Here is a 16291-nt window from a genome sequence, read left to right as displayed (position 1 = left end):
TTCATCGAGCAGGCCTCGAGGCGGGGCGGGAAGGCTATCTGGAATGGAGCAGTATGCGCACGCACTGGCCGATTTCGTGCGCGCTCACCAGGCCTGGGCGGCCCCGATCGTGTTCCTGCTGGCCTTCGGGGAGTCGCTCGCCTTCATCTCGCTCCTGATCCCGGCGTGGGGCGCGCTGGTCGCCATCGGCGCCCTGATCGGGGTGAGTGGCATCAGCTTCTATCCGGTCTGGATTGCCGGCGGCATCGGTGCGGCGCTGGGCGACTGGGTCTCCTACTGGTTCGGCTATCGCTACAAGGAGCAGGTCGCACAGTTGTGGCCGCTCTCGCGCTATCCGGAACTGCTCCCCAAGGGCGAGGCCTTCGTGCGCAGTTGGGGCGTGCCCAGCATCTTCATCGGCCGCTTCTTCGGCCCCTTGCGGGCCTCGGTGCCGCTCGCCGCCGGCATTTTCGAAATGCCCTATTGGAGTTTCCAGGCCGCCAATTTCGTCTCTGCGCTGGTCTGGTCGGCGGCACTGCTGCTGTTCGGCGACGTGATCGCGAAGATCATGGAATGGCTCTGGCGGGTGATCTGACGCCTTGAACCTTGACGAAAACCGCGGCTGGCCTTATAGCCGCCGGCCATGATCAACGCTGCGACCATCATGTTCGCCCGTCGCCGCCGCCGCTCTTTAGCGGTTTGGGCGGTCGATCGCGTTTGAGATCATCGTCTTTGCCGCTGGACCCGATCCGCGGCATTCTCTCTCCTGTCAGCGCGATCTGATCCGGCGGCCCCACGAAGGCCCAGCAGGAGACCACGATGTACACGCCACCCTTTTTCAAGCAGGACCGCGCGGCGAGCCTGAAATTCGCCGACGAGCGCGGCTTCGGCACCATGTGTGCTTTCGACGGCAAGAAGCCAATCGCCTCGTCGCTGCCGTTCTATCTGACCTATGCCGCTGACGGGACGCCGCATGCCGCCTTTCACGTTGCTCGTCACAATCCGCTGCTAAAGCTTGCGGACGGCGCGATCTCCTGGCTGCTCGCGGTCAACGGCCCCGATGCCTATGTATCGCCGGACTGGTACGTCTCGCCGGATCAGGTGCCGACCTGGCTCTACCAGTCGGTGCATTTGAGCGGGCCGGTGCGGCTGTTGTCGGACGACGAGCTGTCGGTGCAGGTCGACACGCTCAGCGACAAGTTCGAGAATTGGCTGCTGCCGAAGAAGCCGTGGACGTCGGGCAAGATGACGGCCGGACGGCTCGAAGCGATGAAGAAGGCGATCGTGGGTCTGGTGATGACGGTTGAAGAGGTCGAAGGCAGCTTCAAGCTCAACCAGCAAAAGTCCGACGCCGACTATACGGCGATCGCCAATGCGCTCGGCGCGGAAGTCCATGCCGATGCGAAGGAGATCGCGCAACTGATGCAGGACGTGAGGCCGGAAGCCTTCGCGGACGAAACCAACAAGCTCGAAAGGAGCGCGCCATGAGCCTCACGGAAACCACCAAAGCCCCGACCTCCGGCGCTGCCAAAAAGCTCGCCACCGTTTTCGTCGACGGCGGCTCCGGCACCACCGGGCTCGGTATCAACGAACGGCTGAAGCTTCAGAGCGACGTCGTGGTGAAAACCATCCCCGACGACAAGCGCAAGGACCCCGCGGCCAAGAAGGCGCTGATGGAGGAGGTCGATCTCGTCATCCTCTGCCTGCCTGACGATGCCGCCAAGGAGACGGTCGCGCTCATCGACAGCATGGGCGCCTCGGGCCCGAAGGTGCTGGACGCCTCGACCGCCTACCGGGTCGCACCCGACTGGGCGTACGGCTTCCCGGAGCTGGCGCCCGACCAGGCCGCCAAGATCAAGGCCGCGAAAAAGGTCTCCAACCCGGGCTGCTATCCGACCGGCGCGATCGCGCTGCTGCGGCCGATCGTCGATGCCGGCCTGCTGCCGCCTGACTATCCCGTCACCGTGAACGCGGTGAGCGGCTATTCCGGCGGCGGCAAGTCGATGATCGCGAGCTTTGAAGACGGCAGCGCGGCGTCGTTCGAGCTCTACGGCCTCGGCTTCGAGCACAAGCATTTGCCGGAGATGCAGCTTTATTCGAACCTGACGCGGCGGCCGATCTTCATTCCCTCGGTCGGCAATTACCGGCAGGGCATGCTGGTGTCGGTGCCGCTCCAGCTCGACACGCTGCCGGGCAAGCCCAGCGGCGCCGATCTGCAGGCCGCGCTGGCCAAGCGCTATGCCGGCTCGAAATACGTTTCGGTGATGCCGCTTCAGAACGAGACGACCAAGGGCGGCAAGCTCGAACCGGAGGCGCTCAACGAGACCAACATGCTCGAGCTCTATGTCTTCGCCAGCGACAAGTACCACCAGGCGGTGCTGGTCGCGCGGCTCGACAATCTCGGCAAGGGCGCCTCGGGTGCGGCCGTGCAGAACATGCGGCTAATGCTGGGATTGCCGGAGGCGTAGGGCTGCGCCTCCCCGAGCGAGTGACGCCATGGACGAGAGCACGCTGCAATTCTATCGGAGCAACGCCCAGTCCTATGCGGACTGGGCCAAGGCGCCCTCGACGCGGTTGCGGGGCTTTCTCGCTCTGCTGCCGCGAGGTGGTGCGATCCTCGAGCTCGGCTGCGGCGCCGGCAATCATTCGGCGGTGATGCTGGCCGAAGGTTTTTCGGTGCGCGCGACCGACGGCTCGCCTGAAATGGCCGAGATCGCCGCGGGGCGGCTCGGCCATCCCGTCGAAGCGATGCGGTTCGACGAACTGGAGACGCAACAGGCCTATGACGGCGTCTGGGCCAGCGCCTGTCTGCTGCACGTGCCCCGCGACGAACTCGCCGGCATTCTCGGGCGGATTCATCGGGCGCTGAAGCCGTCGGGCGTGTTCTACGCCAGCTACAAGATGGGCGAGAGCGATGGTCGCGACAGCCTCGGGCGCTACTACAGTTATGTTTCGCCCGATTGGCTGGAAGCGACCTACGCCAGCGCGGGTCCGTGGATCACGCTGTCGTCGGAGACATCCGTGATCCAGAGCTTTGATCAGACGCCGGCCAACATGCTCAATCTCGTCGTCCGCAAAGCGGCCGGCTGATCGTCGGGAATCCCTCGCTTGGGTTGCCTCAAACCACCTTGAAAATCGCCAGCGCCAGTACGGCCTGCGCCAGGAAGCCGACGGTGAAGGCCAGCGTGCGGAACACCGGGACCCCCATCGCGTAGACGATCAGATGCGCGACGCGTGACCAGAAATAGACGGCGCACGCGAGCACCGTCCATTTCGAGGAATAATCGATCGCGTTCAGGATCAGCACCAGCGGCGCGAACAGCACGAGGTTCTCGACCGCGTTGTCATGCGCGAACATCAGGCGGTTCGCCCACTCCGATTGCGGCTTGTCGCCGCGCGAGGGATTGGCCATGGCGCCACCGAGACCTCGAATCTGGCAGCGATTGATGGTGTAGGGAACCCAGAGAATTCCGGTCAGGATCACCGTACACGTCAGCCAGAACAATTCGCGCGTCATAGTCCGGTCCCCTCTGTCATCGCTGTGCTGAAAGCGAGCTTATACAAGCGAGAAAGATTCCGCTATGCGCGAACCCTGACATAGCTGCCGGGGGCGTCCTCGATCGCGGGCAGCGCCTCGCTGCCGACGCTGCGCGCCGGGACTTCCTCCGGATCGAGCCCGCCCAGCCATTCGCGCCAGTCCGGCCACCACGAGCCCTTGTGCTCCACCGCATCCTTCATCCACTGGGCGACGTTGACGTCCTTGACGTTGTCGTTGGTCCAGTACTGGTACTTGTTCGAGGCGGGCGGATTGACGACGCCGGCGATGTGGCCGGAGCCGGACAGCACGTATTTCACCGGCCCGCCGAAGAATTGCGAGCCGTACAACACCGATTCCGCCGGCGCGATGTGGTCCTCGCGGGTGGCAAGGTTGTAGACGGGCACCTTGACCTTGGAGAGGTCGAGCAGGGTGTTGTCGAGCACCATGGTGCCCGTCGACAGCCGGTTCTCCAGATAGCAGTTGCGTAAGTAGTAGGAATGGTTCGACGCGGTCATCCGCGTGGCGTCCGAATTCCAGTGCAACAGGTCGAACGCGCTCGGCTGCTGGCCCTTCAGATAGTTGCTGACGACGTAGGACCAGATCAAATCGTTGGAGCGCAGCATGTTGAAGGCCATCGCCATCTTGGAGCCTTCGAGCACGCCGGACGCCTTCATGTCCTGCTCGAGCGCCGCGATCTGCTCCTCGTCGACGAAGACGAGCAGATCGCCGGCATGGGTGAAGTCGACTTGCGCTGCGAAGAACGTCGCCGAGGTCACACGCTGGCGGCGCTTCTCGGCGAGCCAGGCCAGCGTGGTCGCGAGCATCGTGCCGCCGACGCAATAGCCGGCAGCGTGCACCTTCATCTCGCCGGTGACCCGCTCGATCACGTCCATCGCCGTGAGCGGGCCTTCCTTCATGTAGTCCTCCCAGCTCTTGGCGCCGAGCCGCTTGTCGGGATTGACCCATGAAATCACGAACACGGTGATGCCCTGGTCGACGCACCACTTGATGTAGGATTTCTCCGGCTTGAGATCGAGGATGTAGAACTTGTTGATCCAGGGCGGCACGATCAGGAGCGGCGTGCGCAGCACGTTCTCCGTGGTCGGCGAATACTGGATCAGCTGCATCATCTCGTTCTGGTAGATCACCTTGCCAGGTGTCGTCGCCATGTTGACGCCGACGACGAGGTTGTCCGGATTGGACTGGCGGATCTTCAGCGTGCCCTTGCCGGCGGCGATGTCCTCGGCCAGCATCTTCAGGCCGCGCGCGAGATTGCCGCCGCTGCTTGCGACCGTCTCGCGCAGCACTTCCGGATTGGTCAGCACGAAGTTCGACGGCGATATCGCGTTGGTGATCTGCTGGACGTAGAACTCGGCCTTGCGGCGGGTCGGCAGATCGAGCCCTTCGGTATCACGCACCAGCTCCTGCGCCCATCTGGTCGTGAGCAGATAGAGCTGCATCATGAAATCGAAGAACTGGTTCGACTTCCATTCCGCATCCGCAAAGCGCTTGTCGCGCGGCGAGGGGGCGATCGCAGGCGCAGCGTCCTGACCGGCCATGCGGCGCGCCGCCGAGCCCCAGAGGTCGAGATAATCCTTGGCCAGCTTGGTCTGGAGATCGGACGATCGCGATGTATCCGACAGCCAGTATTCGGCGACCGACGTGAAGGTCTTGATGACTTCGGCGAGCTCGGGCGGCGGACGATCCTGCACCTCGCCGCTTTCGCGCGGCTTCAGATATGCGGCGAGCGCCTTGCCGCCGCTCTCCATGGCCTGCGCGAGATTCATCGCGAAGGCTTCCGCATTGAACTTCGTATCAGATTTGGGCGTGTCGGTCGTGGCGGTACTCATGAAGGCGACAGTAACGATTCATTCCGTATTCGTCACCGCGAAGCTCGCATGTTTGGCGTTAAACACGCGCCAAGATGTGCTGCACTGCGATACGGCTTCTTGCTTTCGTCACAATCGGAGTGCACCTCTCGTGCCGTGGGCCTTGGATGATTTCTCGCTCGTACCATTTGTGGGCAGCAATGGTTTGAGCTTGGGCAGGTTGTTGGATAAGCTTCCGGCAGCCTTGCATTGGGACGAGTAGGGGATTTCCCAAGTGTTGGCGTTGTGGGACCTGCAAAAGACGCTGCCGATCCGCGGCGCGCTGCTAATCGCGGCGCTCGCCCTGGGCGGCTGCTCGAGCCAGCTCGCGGACATGTCGGCTGCCGACACGCCGGCACATCCCAGGGAGCCCGGTGCCTACCTTCCGGTCCACGATCTGCCTCCGGACCGTGATCAGGCAATCATCCCGCCTGACCAGCGCGCCAAGATCGAGGCGGAGCTGGCCGCCGCCCGTGACCGCCAGGCCGTCGCCGCCAAGGATGCCAAGTAAGAGGCAAGTTACGGGGACTGCGAGCGATGCGGTGCAAGGTAATCGCTGGCGCCTCCGCCACTCCGTGCTAAAAGACCTTAATTCAGCCGAGAGTCAGGGCGAAGAACTTCAGCTCTCGCCGCCGAAAGTCGCTCCAAATAATTGATTTTGAGTGATTTTCGCCAGAGGAGGCGGTGCCTTTCCGAGAGGCGGTCATGGCCTCTTGATTCTGCCCTGACCGGTTGCCCGGAGCCCAAGAACCGATGCCTGGACCCATGGACGATTTTTACCGCATCCGCCGCCTTCCGCCTTACGTGTTCGAGCAGGTCAACCGGGCCAAGGCGGCCGCGCGGAATGCCGGCGCCGACATCATTGACCTCGGCATGGGCAACCCGGACCTGCCGGCGCCGCCGCATGTGCTGGAGAAGCTCAAGGAGACGCTGGGCAAGCCGCGCACCGACCGCTACTCGGCCTCGCGCGGCATCCCCGGGCTGCGCCGGGCCCAGGCCGCCTATTACGAGCGCCGCTTCGGCGTGAAGCTCAATCCGGACACCCAGGTGGTGGCCACCCTCGGCTCGAAGGAGGGCTTTGCCAACGTGGCCCAGGCGATCACCGCGCCCGGCGACGTCATCCTCTGTCCGAACCCGAGCTACCCGATTCATGCCTTCGGCTTTCTGATGGCAGGCGGCGTGATCCGCTCGGTGCCCTCGGAGCCGACGCCGGAGTTCTTCGAGGCGGTGGAGCGGGCGATCGTGTATTCGATCCCGAAGCCCTTGGCGCTGGTCGTCTGCTATCCCTCGAACCCGACCGCTTATGTCGCGAGCCTCGACTTCTACAAGGACCTGGTCGCGTTTGCTAAGAAGCACGAGATCCTGATCCTGTCCGATCTGGCTTATGCCGAGGTCTATTTCGACGAGAGCAACCCGCCGCCCTCGGTGCTCCAGGTGCCGGGCGCGATCGACGTCACCGTCGAATTCACCTCGATGTCGAAGACCTATTCGATGGCCGGCTGGCGCATGGGCTTTGCGGTCGGCAATGAGCGCGTGATCGCAGCACTTGCCCGCGTCAAATCCTATCTCGACTACGGCGCGTTCACGCCGGTACAGGTCGCCGCGACCGCCGCGCTGAACGGTCCTGACGATTGCATCAAGGAGATGCGTGACACCTACCGCAAGCGCCGCGAGGCGCTGGTGGAGTCGTTTGGCCGGGCCGGCTGGGAAATTCCGCCGCCGGACGCCTCGATGTTTGCCTGGGCACCGCTTCCGGAAGCGTTCCGCAGCGTCGGCAGCATGCAGTTTGCAACCCTGATGGTGGAGAAATCCGGCGTCGTGGTGTCGCCCGGCGTCGGCTTCGGCGAGCATGGCGAAGGATATGTCCGCATCGCCATGGTGGAAAACGAGCAACGGATCAGGCAGGCCGCACGCGGCGTGCGCCGCTTCCTTGAAAGCGGCATCGAAACGTTGCACAACGTCGTTCCGCTCGCCAACCGGCGTTAATTCTCTTCGACAGGTTTTCGAAAAGCATCATGGTCGCACCCCTGAAAGTGGGCATAGCGGGGCTCGGCACCGTGGGCGCCGAAGTTGTCCGTTTGATTGAAACCCAGGCCCGCGTGCTCGCGGGCCGCAGCGGCCGCGGCATTCGCGTCGTCGCCGTCACCGCGCGCTCGAAGGCAAAGAAGCGCAGCGTCGATCTGCGCGGCGTCGAATGGGTCAAGGATCCGATGGCGCTCGCAACCCATCCCGGCATCGACTGCTTCGTCGAGCTGATGGGCGGCGCCGGCGATCCCGCGCTCTCGGCCGTCGCGGCCGCGCTCAACGCCGGCAAGTCCGTCGTCACCGCCAACAAGGCGTTGCTCGCCAAGCATGGCCTGAAGCTCGCCAAAGCCGCTGAAAAGCACGGCGGGGCGCTGAATTACGAGGCAGCGGTCGGCGCTGCGATCCCCGTCATCAAGACGTTGCGCGAAGGTCTCGCGGGAACCGGCGTCAACCGCGTCTATGGTATCCTCAACGGCACCTGCAATTACATCCTGACCCGCATGGAGCAGGAGGGCCTGTCGTTTGCCGAGTGCCTGAAGGATGCGCAGCGGCTCGGTTATGCCGAGGCCAATCCGTCTTTCGACGTCGACGGCCATGACACCGCGCAAAAACTCGCCATTCTCGCCAGCCTCGCTTTCGGCACGAAAGTTGCTCAAAGCGCGGTGTATGTCGAAGGTATCTCCTCCATCGCGCCGGAAGATCTGCGCGCGGCGGCCGATCTCGGTTACCGCGTCAAGCTGCTCGGCGTTGCCGTTCGCACCGCCAAGGGCATCGAGCAGCGCGTGCATCCGACCATGGTTCCAAAATCCTCCTCGATCGCGCAGGTGATGGGTGTCACCAATGCGGTCACGATCGATGGCGAGGGCATTCCGCCGATCACGCTGGTTGGTCCCGGTGCGGGCGGCGCGGCCACCGCATCCGCCGTCGTCGCAGATATCGCCGATGTTGCGCGCGGCATCCGCGCCAATCCGTTCGGCCGGCCGATCTCGCAGCTGCGCGACACCAAGAAGGCGCCGATGGAGCGGCACGAGGGCGGCTACTACATCCGCCTTTTGGCGCGCGATTTCCCGGGCACCGCGGCGGCGATCGCGACCCGGCTCGCGGAGCAGAAGATTTCGATCGAGTCGATCGTGCAGCGTCATCCCAATGGCGGTGCTGCGCCGGCAAATGGCAGGGCGGTGCCCGTGCCCGTCATCCTGATTACCTATGCCACGCATGAGGACGCGGTGCGCCGGGCGCTCGCCGCCGTGCAGCACGACAAGGTGATCAGCGGACGGCCGCAGGTCATCCGGATCGAGAAGAACTAGAGCATGATCCGGAAAAGTGTGAAGCGTTTTTCCGGAAAGATCATGCTCAAAGAGAGCATCAACACCACGGTTCGAACGAACCGCGATGTTGCGAATTGATGCGGCGAACGTCCGCCGAGAGCTGTTGAAGGAGTTAGCCAGATGTCGACCCATATTTCAGTGCCGCCGCACGCGTTGCTCGAGCGCATTCTCACACTGGAAATCGTGCGCGTGACGGAGCGGGCCGCGGTGTCTTCGGCGCGGCTGCGCGGGCACGGCAATGAGAAGGCGGCCGACCAGGCGGCGGTGGACGCGATGCGGCGCGAGCTGAACAAGCTGCCGATCGAGGGCACCATCGTGATCGGCGAGGGCGAGCGCGACGAGGCGCCGATGCTGTTCATCGGCGAGAAGGTCGGCATGAACGCCGGTCCGAAGGTCGACATCGCGGTCGACCCGCTCGAAGGCACCACGCTGTGCGCCAAGAACATGCCGGGCTCGATTGCCACCATGGCGATGGCCGACGGCGGCACGCTGCTGCACGCGCCCGACGTCTACATGCAGAAGCTCGCGATCGGCCCCGGTTACGCCAAGGGCGTGGTCGAGCTCGACGCCACCCCGGCCGATAACGTCCGCCGTCTCGCCAAGGCCAAGGGCGTCGCGCCGGAAGGGATCACCGTGCTCGTGCTCGACCGTCCGCGCCACGCTGGCATCATCGAGAGCGTGCGCTCGACGGGTGCGGCCGTGCGCCTCATCACCGACGGCGACGTCGCCGGTGTGATCCACTGCGCTGACCCTGATAACACCGGCGTCGACATGTATATCGGCACCGGCGGCGCGCCGGAAGGCGTGCTCGCAGCCGTGGCGCTGCGCTGCATCGGCGGCCAGATGCAGTGTCGCCTCATCCTCGACGCTGACGACAAGCGCGAGCGTGCTGCCTCAATGGGCGTCAACGATCCCAAGATGATCTACGGCATCGAGGACATGGCGCGGGGCGACTGCCTGTTCGCCGCCACCGGTGTCACCACCGGCTCGCTGCTGTCGGGCGTGAAGTTCCGCAAGGACGGCGTGATCGAGACCGAAACGGTCGTGATGCGCTCCGTCACCGGCACCGTGCGCTACATCAAGGCCGAGCACCGCGAGCTGGCGAAGTTCCACCTCGACTAATACACAGCCGTCATTCCGGGGGCGCGCTCTGCGCTCCCCCGCACGACAACGATAAGAACAAGGGAAGCGCGCATGTCCGATCTCACCGCCGTCAAAGCCCTGGTGTTCGACGTGTTCGGTACCGTTGTGGACTGGCGCACCAGCCTGATCACCGACTTCATGTGGTGGGCGAAGGGCCGCGGCATCAGCGCCGACTGGACCGCTTTGGTCGACGGCTGGCGCGGCATGTACATGGCCTCCATGGACGACGTGCGCAAACATCCCGAGCGCGGTTATGTCATGCTCGACGATCTGCACCGCCGCTCCCTGGAGAAGCTGGTCGAAAAGTTTGCGATCAAGGGCCTGACCGAGGCCGATCTCGACTACATCACCAAGGGCTGGCATCGCCTGCATCCGTGGCCCGATAGCGTCGCCGGACTGACGCGGCTGAAGACCAAATTCGTGATCTCGCCGCTGTCGAACGGCAATGTCGCGCTGCTCACCAACATGGCGAAGTTCGCAGGGCTTCCCTGGGACCTCATCATGTCGGCCGAGCTGTTCCAGCACTACAAGCCCGATCCCGAGGCCTATCTCGGCGCCGCGCGCCTGCTCTGCCTCAAGCCGGCAGAGGTGATGATGGTTGCCGCCCACAATGGCGATCTCGCCGCCGCACAGAAGAACGGCCTGAAGACGGCGTTCGTTGCGCGGCCGACGGAATACGGGCCGTTGCAGAAGGTCGATTTCGAAGCCACCGGCAATTGGGACATCGTCGCCAAGGATTTTGGTGGGGTCGCCGACCAGCTCGGCTGCTAGGTTAGGCACCGCATTTCACTAATATCTCTTTTGCGGTCAGCCGTCGGGCGTTCGCGCGCCCTGAGCGGAAGCTGAGGCGCGTCGCATCTCATTCGCATTCCTGTAACAGTCCGCTCGCACACTGCGTGCGCACCGAGCCGTGAGTTGGCCGGCCGCCCGTCTTGCGAAAATCATAAAATTGGGAGAACACCAATGGCTGTTAAAGGATTGCGCACGTTCGTGGGACTTCCGCGGGCCGTGCTTGTGTCTGCCCTGCTCGCGTCGACCGCGCTGGCCAGTATGCCGGCGCGGGCCGATCAGGACGATTTTCATTTCCGCCCGGGCCATTTGCTCCTGAGCCGGGCGGTCTATGACAACAAGGCTTCGAACATCGCGGCTGGCGTCACCCAATTGCCGCCGAACTGCGTGACGCCCAATTGCGCCGCGGCGACCACGGACGGCACCTATCCGATGGTGTTCAGCAACGATCTGGTCGACAGCTCCTTTGGCATCACGGCCAAGATCGTGCTCGACGAACTGCGGCTGAACGGCCATCGCGTCCAGTCGCTGGAAGTGCCGAACAGCGGTCAGCACGGCGTCACGTCGAACAAGGACCAGATGGTGACGAGCTTTCCGTCGAAGTCCGAAATCGGGCTGAACCTCTCGATCGATCGCCACAGCGTATCGTTCATGGGCTACATCGCTCCGATCGACGCGATCGACGTGTCCAACTCCAACACGCCGGACGTCGTCGATTCGACCAACCCGGTGACATCGTCGTTCTCGCGCGTGATCGCGACGGTCGACGAGCATGGCCGCTTCCGCTTCACCAAGACCAACGCCTACAGCGGCAACAACGGGCGCGCCGCTATCCTGAACGACCGGCCTGGCGCCAACGTGTTCTATGCCACCGGCAACGCTGGCAACGGCAGCAATCCTCAGCCGAATGGCGTGATCATCGGCGCCGGCGCGCAGATCATGACAGCTGCGAGAGCTTCGCTCGTCGACCAGCCTGATCCGGGCCTGCCGACGCCGGCCGGCAGTTTCAATGTCACCGAGTTGAGTCTGAAGGCGGACAAGATTGGCAAGGACACCAACTTCCGCGGCCTGACCGTGTTCAACGACGTGATCTATGTGACGAAAGGCAGCGGCGGTAACGGCATCAACACGGTGTACTTCATCGACAACTCTGGCTTCGACGCCAATGGCAAGCCGCTGGCATGCCCCAATGGCGTCGGTCTGCCTAGCGCATCGGCAAAGCTGCCGACGACGCCGATCTTCTATGATGCGTCAAAGCTTCAGACGCTCGGCGTCACGCCCTACAATATGTGCGTGCTCAAGGGCTTCCCGACCAATCTCGCCAAGACAGCGACCTCGTTCCCGTTCGGCGTTTGGTTCGCGGATGCCAAGACGCTCTATGTGGCCGACGAGGGCGACGGCACCAATACTTTCAGTGCCGCGACCAGCACCTACACTGCCGCCGCAGCCCAGACCGGAGCGGGCTTGCAGAAATGGGTGTTCGACGACACGGCCAAGACCTGGAAGCTGAGCTACACGCTGCAGGCTGGACTTGGTCTCGGCGTACCCTATACCGTGCGGGGCTACCCGACCGGCAACAATGCTGCGACCGGCCTGCCATGGTCGCCCGCAACCGACGGCCTGCGTAACATCGTCGGACGCGTCAATCCCGACGGCACGGCATCGATCTGGGCGATCACCTCCACCGTGAGTGGCGGCGGCGACCAGGGCGCCGATCCGAACAGGCTTGTCATGATCAAGGACAAGCTTGCCGCGACTGCGCTGCCGGGGAGCGAGACGTTCACCACGGTGCGCACCGCGCGCTTCGCGGAAGCGCTCCGGGGCGTTTCGTTCACGCCGGAGACCGGACTTGGTCGTGATGCGGACGACCATGACGGCGGCCGCCCGTGCGATCGCGACGACGACGATTGCCGTTGATCGGGGCAAACGTGAAGACGGCATGAGACGATAAGTGTGACCGTCTCTCAGGCAAAGGGGTGCGGTGAGGGGTCTTCACCGCAGCTGCCGTTCGGGCACGACGGTATTAGCCCCTCACGCGATGTTCAGCGTGAGCTTACTCGCCTCCGCCCCCCAAACCCCACCTGCAAGACTTCCTCGCGCTTGTGCCGCACGTGCTCGCCCGCCGCTCAAATCCTCCCGAAGGCGACCGTGGCCTTGTCGTAGCTGCCGTCGCCCATCGTGCCGTCTTTGAAGATGCCGTGCTTCTCGATCCAGTCGAACGACTGTTCGTAGATCTCTCGCGAATAGGGTTCGAACACGATCCGCTCGCCGGGCCCCCAGCGCCGCGTATCCATGGCTGCGTGGAAGCGCTCCGGAAATTCGTTCTTGTAGTAGCGGGTATAGAGCTCCGGGCGCATGTCGATATCGCGCTGGGCTTTCTTCAGCGCGCGGAAATAGCGCATGACGTCCTCGGGCGCCGGATCGCCATTGATCATGGACGCGATCATGAAGGTGGTGTCGATGATCTTGCGATAGCCGAGCTGCTCGGCGAAATAATAGGGGCCGTTGAACAGCGCGGCGGCCTCGCTCTTGCCCTCGAACAGCAGCTCCATCCGGCGAAACAGCATGCCGTCCTCGAAGGTCAGATTGATCTGGCCGGGCGCGAGGTAGGGCTCGAGCGCCTGGATGGTCGAATAATGGCTGCCTGACTGGAAGCCGACCGAAATCGGGACGCCCGCAAGGTCGGAAGGCGTGCGTATTTTGGAGTCGGCCGGAACGAAGATACCCGAAGGCGCGACTGAATAGACATCTGCGTAAAGCTTGGCGTGGCCGTTCGAGGCGGCGACGTTGACGGTCCAGTGGCAGGCGCAGCTGACGTCGGCCTTGCGTCCCTTCTCGATGCTCTGGAAGGCGCCTTCATTGACCTTGTTGTGGTGCTGGCCTTCGGTCGAGCGGATCAGCTCGCGAAACTCGTAGTCGAGCCCTTCGTCGCGGAAGTAGCCCTTCTCCTCAGCCACCCATTCCTGCAGGCGGAAGTGAGACTCGATCACGAATTTGGTCATGGCTTCCTCCGTATTCGCGTGGCCGTTCGATTGACTGCAGGATAGCAAACGGCGAAGCTTAGTCCATGGCTCAAGGGGAATGTTTCATATGCCAAAAATGGAATCTTCCGGGATCGACTTTCGCGATTTGCGCGTGCTCGACGCGCTGACCCGCGAAGGCAGCATCACGCGTGCTGCCGCAAGCCTCGACGCCACGCAGCCGGCCGTCAGCAAAGTGCTGGCCCGATTGCGCCTGCGCTTCGACGATCCCCTGTTCGTGCGCAGAGGCAGCGGCGTTCAGCCAACGGCGCGGGCCGTCGAGATGGCCTCGCAGGTCCGCGCCTTGCTCGAAATGGCAGATGCGCTGTGGCAGGAGCGGCTGCCGTTCGATCCACGCAATTCGGAGAAGACCTTCAGCCTGCTTTTGACCGACGTCGGCATGGTGCGGTTCCTTCCGCCATTGGTCGCGCGCATGGCCGAACTCGCGCCGCGCATCCAGGTACGTGCGATGCCGCTCGACTCCCGGCACTTTGCGCTCAAGCTGGAATCGGGGGAGGCGGACCTTGCGCTCGGCGCCTTGCCGCGGGCGGCGGGGCATCTTCGCTCGCAACGGCTCTACTCCGACGGCTATGCCAGCGTGGTTCGGCGAGGGCATCCGAGGTCGGCGCAAGCGCGGACACGCCGGGGATTTCTCGACGAGCAGCACATCCTGATCACCGCGTCCGAGACCGGACATGCGGCCCATCTCGAGACGCAGCGCGTGCTCACACGTGCGATCGCCCGCGGCAATATCCTGTTGCAGGTGCCGAGTTTCATCGCGGGCGCGATCGTCGCCTCGCAGACCGATGGCGTTGCGACCTTGCCCGCCAATCTGGCCGCCATCGTCGCCGGGCCGCTCGGAATGACCGCGTTCAAGACCCCGGTTGCGCTTCCGCGGATCGAGATCGCTCAATATTGGCACGAGCGCTACCATCGCGACCCCGCTCACCGCTGGCTGCGATCGATCACGCTCGATCTGTTCGGCAATCGCGCCTAGCGCGCGAGGTCAGTGAACCACCTCACGCAATCCGCAGCGTGAGCTCGCTCGCTTCCATCTCCGCAAAGCCGGCCTGCAAGACCTCCTCGCGCTTGTGCCGCAGATGCGCGCGCAGGATGTGGGAAAGGCCGACGCCGTCGCGGCGCTGGAGCGCATTCAGGATCGCTTCGTGCTCGCTGACGGCGTACGCCCAGCGCTGCGGCGTCATCGGCGTGACATAGCGCGCGCGGCGGATGCGCGCGGTCACGGACGTGTAGAGCCCGGTCAGTGCGGGATTTCCGGCCGCATTGACGATGGCCTCGTGAATGGCGCGGTTGCCGCGATAATACTGGATCAAATCGCCTTCGCGATAATGCTGCACCATCGACGCGTGGGCGGCGGCGATCTCGGCGATCCCGGCGTCGGTGATTCGCTCGCAGGCGAGCTCGCCGGCCAGCGCCTCGAGGCCCTGGCAAACCTCGAAGAGGTCGCGCATGTCCTTGTCGGTCAGCTTGGCCGCGCGCGAGCCGCGATGCGGCAAGAGCTGCACGAGGCCTTCGGCGGCGAGCACCTTGAGCGCTTCACGCAGCGGGGTGCGCGAGATCTCGAGCCGCTCGCACAGCTCGCGCTCGGGAATTCGCGCGCCCGGCGGGATTTCGCCGTCGAGCAGGATGTCGCGGATGCGGCCGACGACCTCTTCATGAAGCATGGCATCGAGCTCCAATTTGCATGCAAAACTGAATTTAATCGCGGCTTATCGAAAGTTCCAGCTTGATAATCGCAAATTTTGCATTCAAAAATGTAAAAAACAGAAGGGGGCGGGAAGATGGACCTGGAAGTCGCAGAGGCGAAAGACCTCGTTTTCGAGATTGAGGACGGCATCGGGCGGATCACCTTCAACCGCCCGCAGGCCCGTAATGCCTTCACCTTCGCCATGTATGAGCGGCTCGCCGCGATCTGCGAGGAGGCCAATGGCGATCGCGCGATCAAGGTACTCGTGCTGCGCGGCGCAGGCGACAAGGCTTTCGCCTCGGGTACCGACATCAACCAGTTCCGCGAATTCAAGACGCCGCAGGACGCGATCGATTACGAGAACCGGATCGATCGAGTGCTGACCACGCTCGAGCAGTGCCGGGTGCCGACGATCGCGGCGATCAACGGCTTCTGCACCGGCGGCGGGGCGGGCATTGCCGCGGCCTGCGACCTGCGCATCGGCACGACAAGCGCAAAAATCGGCTTTCCCATTGCGCGAACGCTCGGCAATTGCCTGTCGATGTCCAATGTCAGCCGTCTCACCGCGCTCATCGGCGCCGCGCGCGTCAAGGATCTGATCTTCACCGCACGTCTGGTCGAGGCCACGGAGGCGGCACATGTCGGGTTGCTCGGCGAGGTCGTCGAGGATGGCGCCGCACTTGAGCGGCGTGCCGAGGAGGTCGCGCGGCTCCTGGCCAGCCACGCGCCGCTGACGTTGAATGCGACCAAGCAGGCCGTCGCCCGCTTGCAAAAGCGGCTGACGCGGGACGAGGGCGAAGACCTCATCCTGATGTGCTACACGAGCCAGGATTTTCGCGAAGGGCTCGATGCTTTCCTCACCAAGCGCGCGCCGCAATGGCGCGGTCAATAGG

General features: G+C 63.9%; 16 protein-coding genes. 12 read left to right on the top strand and 4 right to left on the bottom strand.

Annotated elements, in window-relative coordinates:
* Positions 1–43: 43 nt before the first annotated feature.
* The 4 genes from ACPPVR_RS24020 to ACPPVR_RS24005 all read left to right on the top strand — a co-directional run bounded on the left by ACPPVR_RS24020 (position 44) and on the right by ACPPVR_RS24005 (position 3069).
* Positions 44–574, top strand: a complete 531-nt coding sequence (locus ACPPVR_RS24020) for a DedA family protein (RefSeq protein ID WP_426609050.1) — start codon at positions 44–46, stop codon at positions 572–574.
* 224 nt (positions 575–798) lie between these two features.
* The gene (locus ACPPVR_RS24015; RefSeq protein ID WP_426609049.1) at positions 799–1467 is read left to right on the top strand and encodes an FMN-binding negative transcriptional regulator; all 669 of its coding nucleotides are present in this window, start codon (positions 799–801) and stop codon (positions 1465–1467) included.
* Entirely contained in the window at positions 1464–2447 is a 984-nt protein-coding gene (gene argC, locus ACPPVR_RS24010) for an N-acetyl-gamma-glutamyl-phosphate reductase (protein ID WP_426609048.1), read from the top strand. The genes ACPPVR_RS24015 and argC overlap by 4 nt, the downstream gene beginning before the upstream one ends.
* Before the next feature lie 28 nt (positions 2448–2475).
* Positions 2476–3069, top strand: coding sequence for a class I SAM-dependent methyltransferase (locus tag ACPPVR_RS24005; RefSeq protein ID WP_426609047.1), 594 nt, complete (start codon positions 2476–2478; stop codon positions 3067–3069).
* Positions 3070–3097: 28 nt separating this feature from the next.
* On the opposite strand, the gene ACPPVR_RS24000 is transcribed toward ACPPVR_RS24005, so the two are convergent.
* Both ACPPVR_RS24000 and ACPPVR_RS23995 read right to left on the bottom strand, forming a co-directional pair.
* A complete protein-coding gene (locus ACPPVR_RS24000) occupies positions 3098–3496 on the bottom strand; it encodes an MAPEG family protein (RefSeq protein WP_426609046.1) in 399 nt (132 codons plus the stop codon).
* A 62-nt stretch (positions 3497–3558) separates the two neighbouring features.
* A complete protein-coding gene (locus tag ACPPVR_RS23995) occupies positions 3559–5367 on the bottom strand; it encodes a PHA/PHB synthase family protein (protein WP_426609045.1) in 1809 nt (602 codons plus the stop codon).
* A 253-nt stretch (positions 5368–5620) separates the two neighbouring features.
* Here ACPPVR_RS23995 and ACPPVR_RS23990 point away from each other — a divergent pair, with 253 nt between their 5' ends.
* The 6 genes from ACPPVR_RS23990 to ACPPVR_RS23965 all read left to right on the top strand — a co-directional run bounded on the left by ACPPVR_RS23990 (position 5621) and on the right by ACPPVR_RS23965 (position 12587).
* Complete coding sequence (locus ACPPVR_RS23990) at positions 5621–5896, top strand: hypothetical protein (protein WP_426609044.1); 276 nt, start codon at positions 5621–5623, stop codon at positions 5894–5896.
* A gap of 254 nt (positions 5897–6150) precedes the next feature.
* Positions 6151–7371 carry an LL-diaminopimelate aminotransferase gene (locus ACPPVR_RS23985; RefSeq protein ID WP_426616171.1) on the top strand — a complete coding sequence of 407 codons (1221 nt, stop codon included), beginning with the start codon at positions 6151–6153 and terminating at the stop codon, positions 7369–7371.
* 29 nt (positions 7372–7400) lie between these two features.
* The gene (locus ACPPVR_RS23980) at positions 7401–8717 is read left to right on the top strand and encodes a homoserine dehydrogenase (protein ID WP_426609043.1); all 1317 of its coding nucleotides are present in this window, start codon (positions 7401–7403) and stop codon (positions 8715–8717) included.
* A gap of 141 nt (positions 8718–8858) precedes the next feature.
* Positions 8859–9860, top strand: a complete 1002-nt coding sequence (gene glpX / locus ACPPVR_RS23975) for a class II fructose-bisphosphatase (RefSeq protein WP_426609042.1) — start codon at positions 8859–8861, stop codon at positions 9858–9860.
* Positions 9861–9932: 72 nt separating this feature from the next.
* Positions 9933–10652 (top strand): haloacid dehalogenase type II, encoded by a 720-nt coding sequence (locus ACPPVR_RS23970; protein ID WP_426609041.1) that lies wholly within the window; start codon positions 9933–9935, stop codon positions 10650–10652.
* A gap of 192 nt (positions 10653–10844) precedes the next feature.
* Positions 10845–12587, top strand: coding sequence for a hypothetical protein (locus ACPPVR_RS23965; RefSeq protein ID WP_426609040.1), 1743 nt, complete (start codon positions 10845–10847; stop codon positions 12585–12587).
* A gap of 209 nt (positions 12588–12796) precedes the next feature.
* Here ACPPVR_RS23965 and ACPPVR_RS23960 read toward each other — a convergent pair whose 3' ends face one another.
* A complete protein-coding gene (locus ACPPVR_RS23960) occupies positions 12797–13672 on the bottom strand; it encodes an ABC transporter substrate-binding protein (RefSeq protein ID WP_426609039.1) in 876 nt (291 codons plus the stop codon).
* Positions 13673–13760: 88 nt separating this feature from the next.
* Here ACPPVR_RS23960 and ACPPVR_RS23955 point away from each other — a divergent pair, with 88 nt between their 5' ends.
* Positions 13761–14687: a LysR family transcriptional regulator gene (locus tag ACPPVR_RS23955; protein WP_426609038.1), complete on the top strand. Its 927-nt coding sequence runs from the start codon at positions 13761–13763 to the stop codon at positions 14685–14687.
* Positions 14688–14709: 22 nt separating this feature from the next.
* On the opposite strand, the gene ACPPVR_RS23950 is transcribed toward ACPPVR_RS23955, so the two are convergent.
* Entirely contained in the window at positions 14710–15375 is a 666-nt protein-coding gene (locus ACPPVR_RS23950; protein WP_426609037.1) for a GntR family transcriptional regulator, read from the bottom strand.
* A 117-nt stretch (positions 15376–15492) separates the two neighbouring features.
* Here ACPPVR_RS23950 and ACPPVR_RS23945 point away from each other — a divergent pair, with 117 nt between their 5' ends.
* A complete protein-coding gene (locus ACPPVR_RS23945) occupies positions 15493–16290 on the top strand; it encodes an enoyl-CoA hydratase/isomerase family protein (RefSeq protein WP_426609036.1) in 798 nt (265 codons plus the stop codon).
* Position 16291 lies beyond the last annotated feature (1 nt).

The organism is Bradyrhizobium sp. McL0616 (assembly GCF_049993385.1).
GTDB lineage: Bacteria > Pseudomonadota > Alphaproteobacteria > Rhizobiales > Xanthobacteraceae > Bradyrhizobium.
This window is presented reverse-complemented; position numbering and strand designations above follow the sequence as displayed.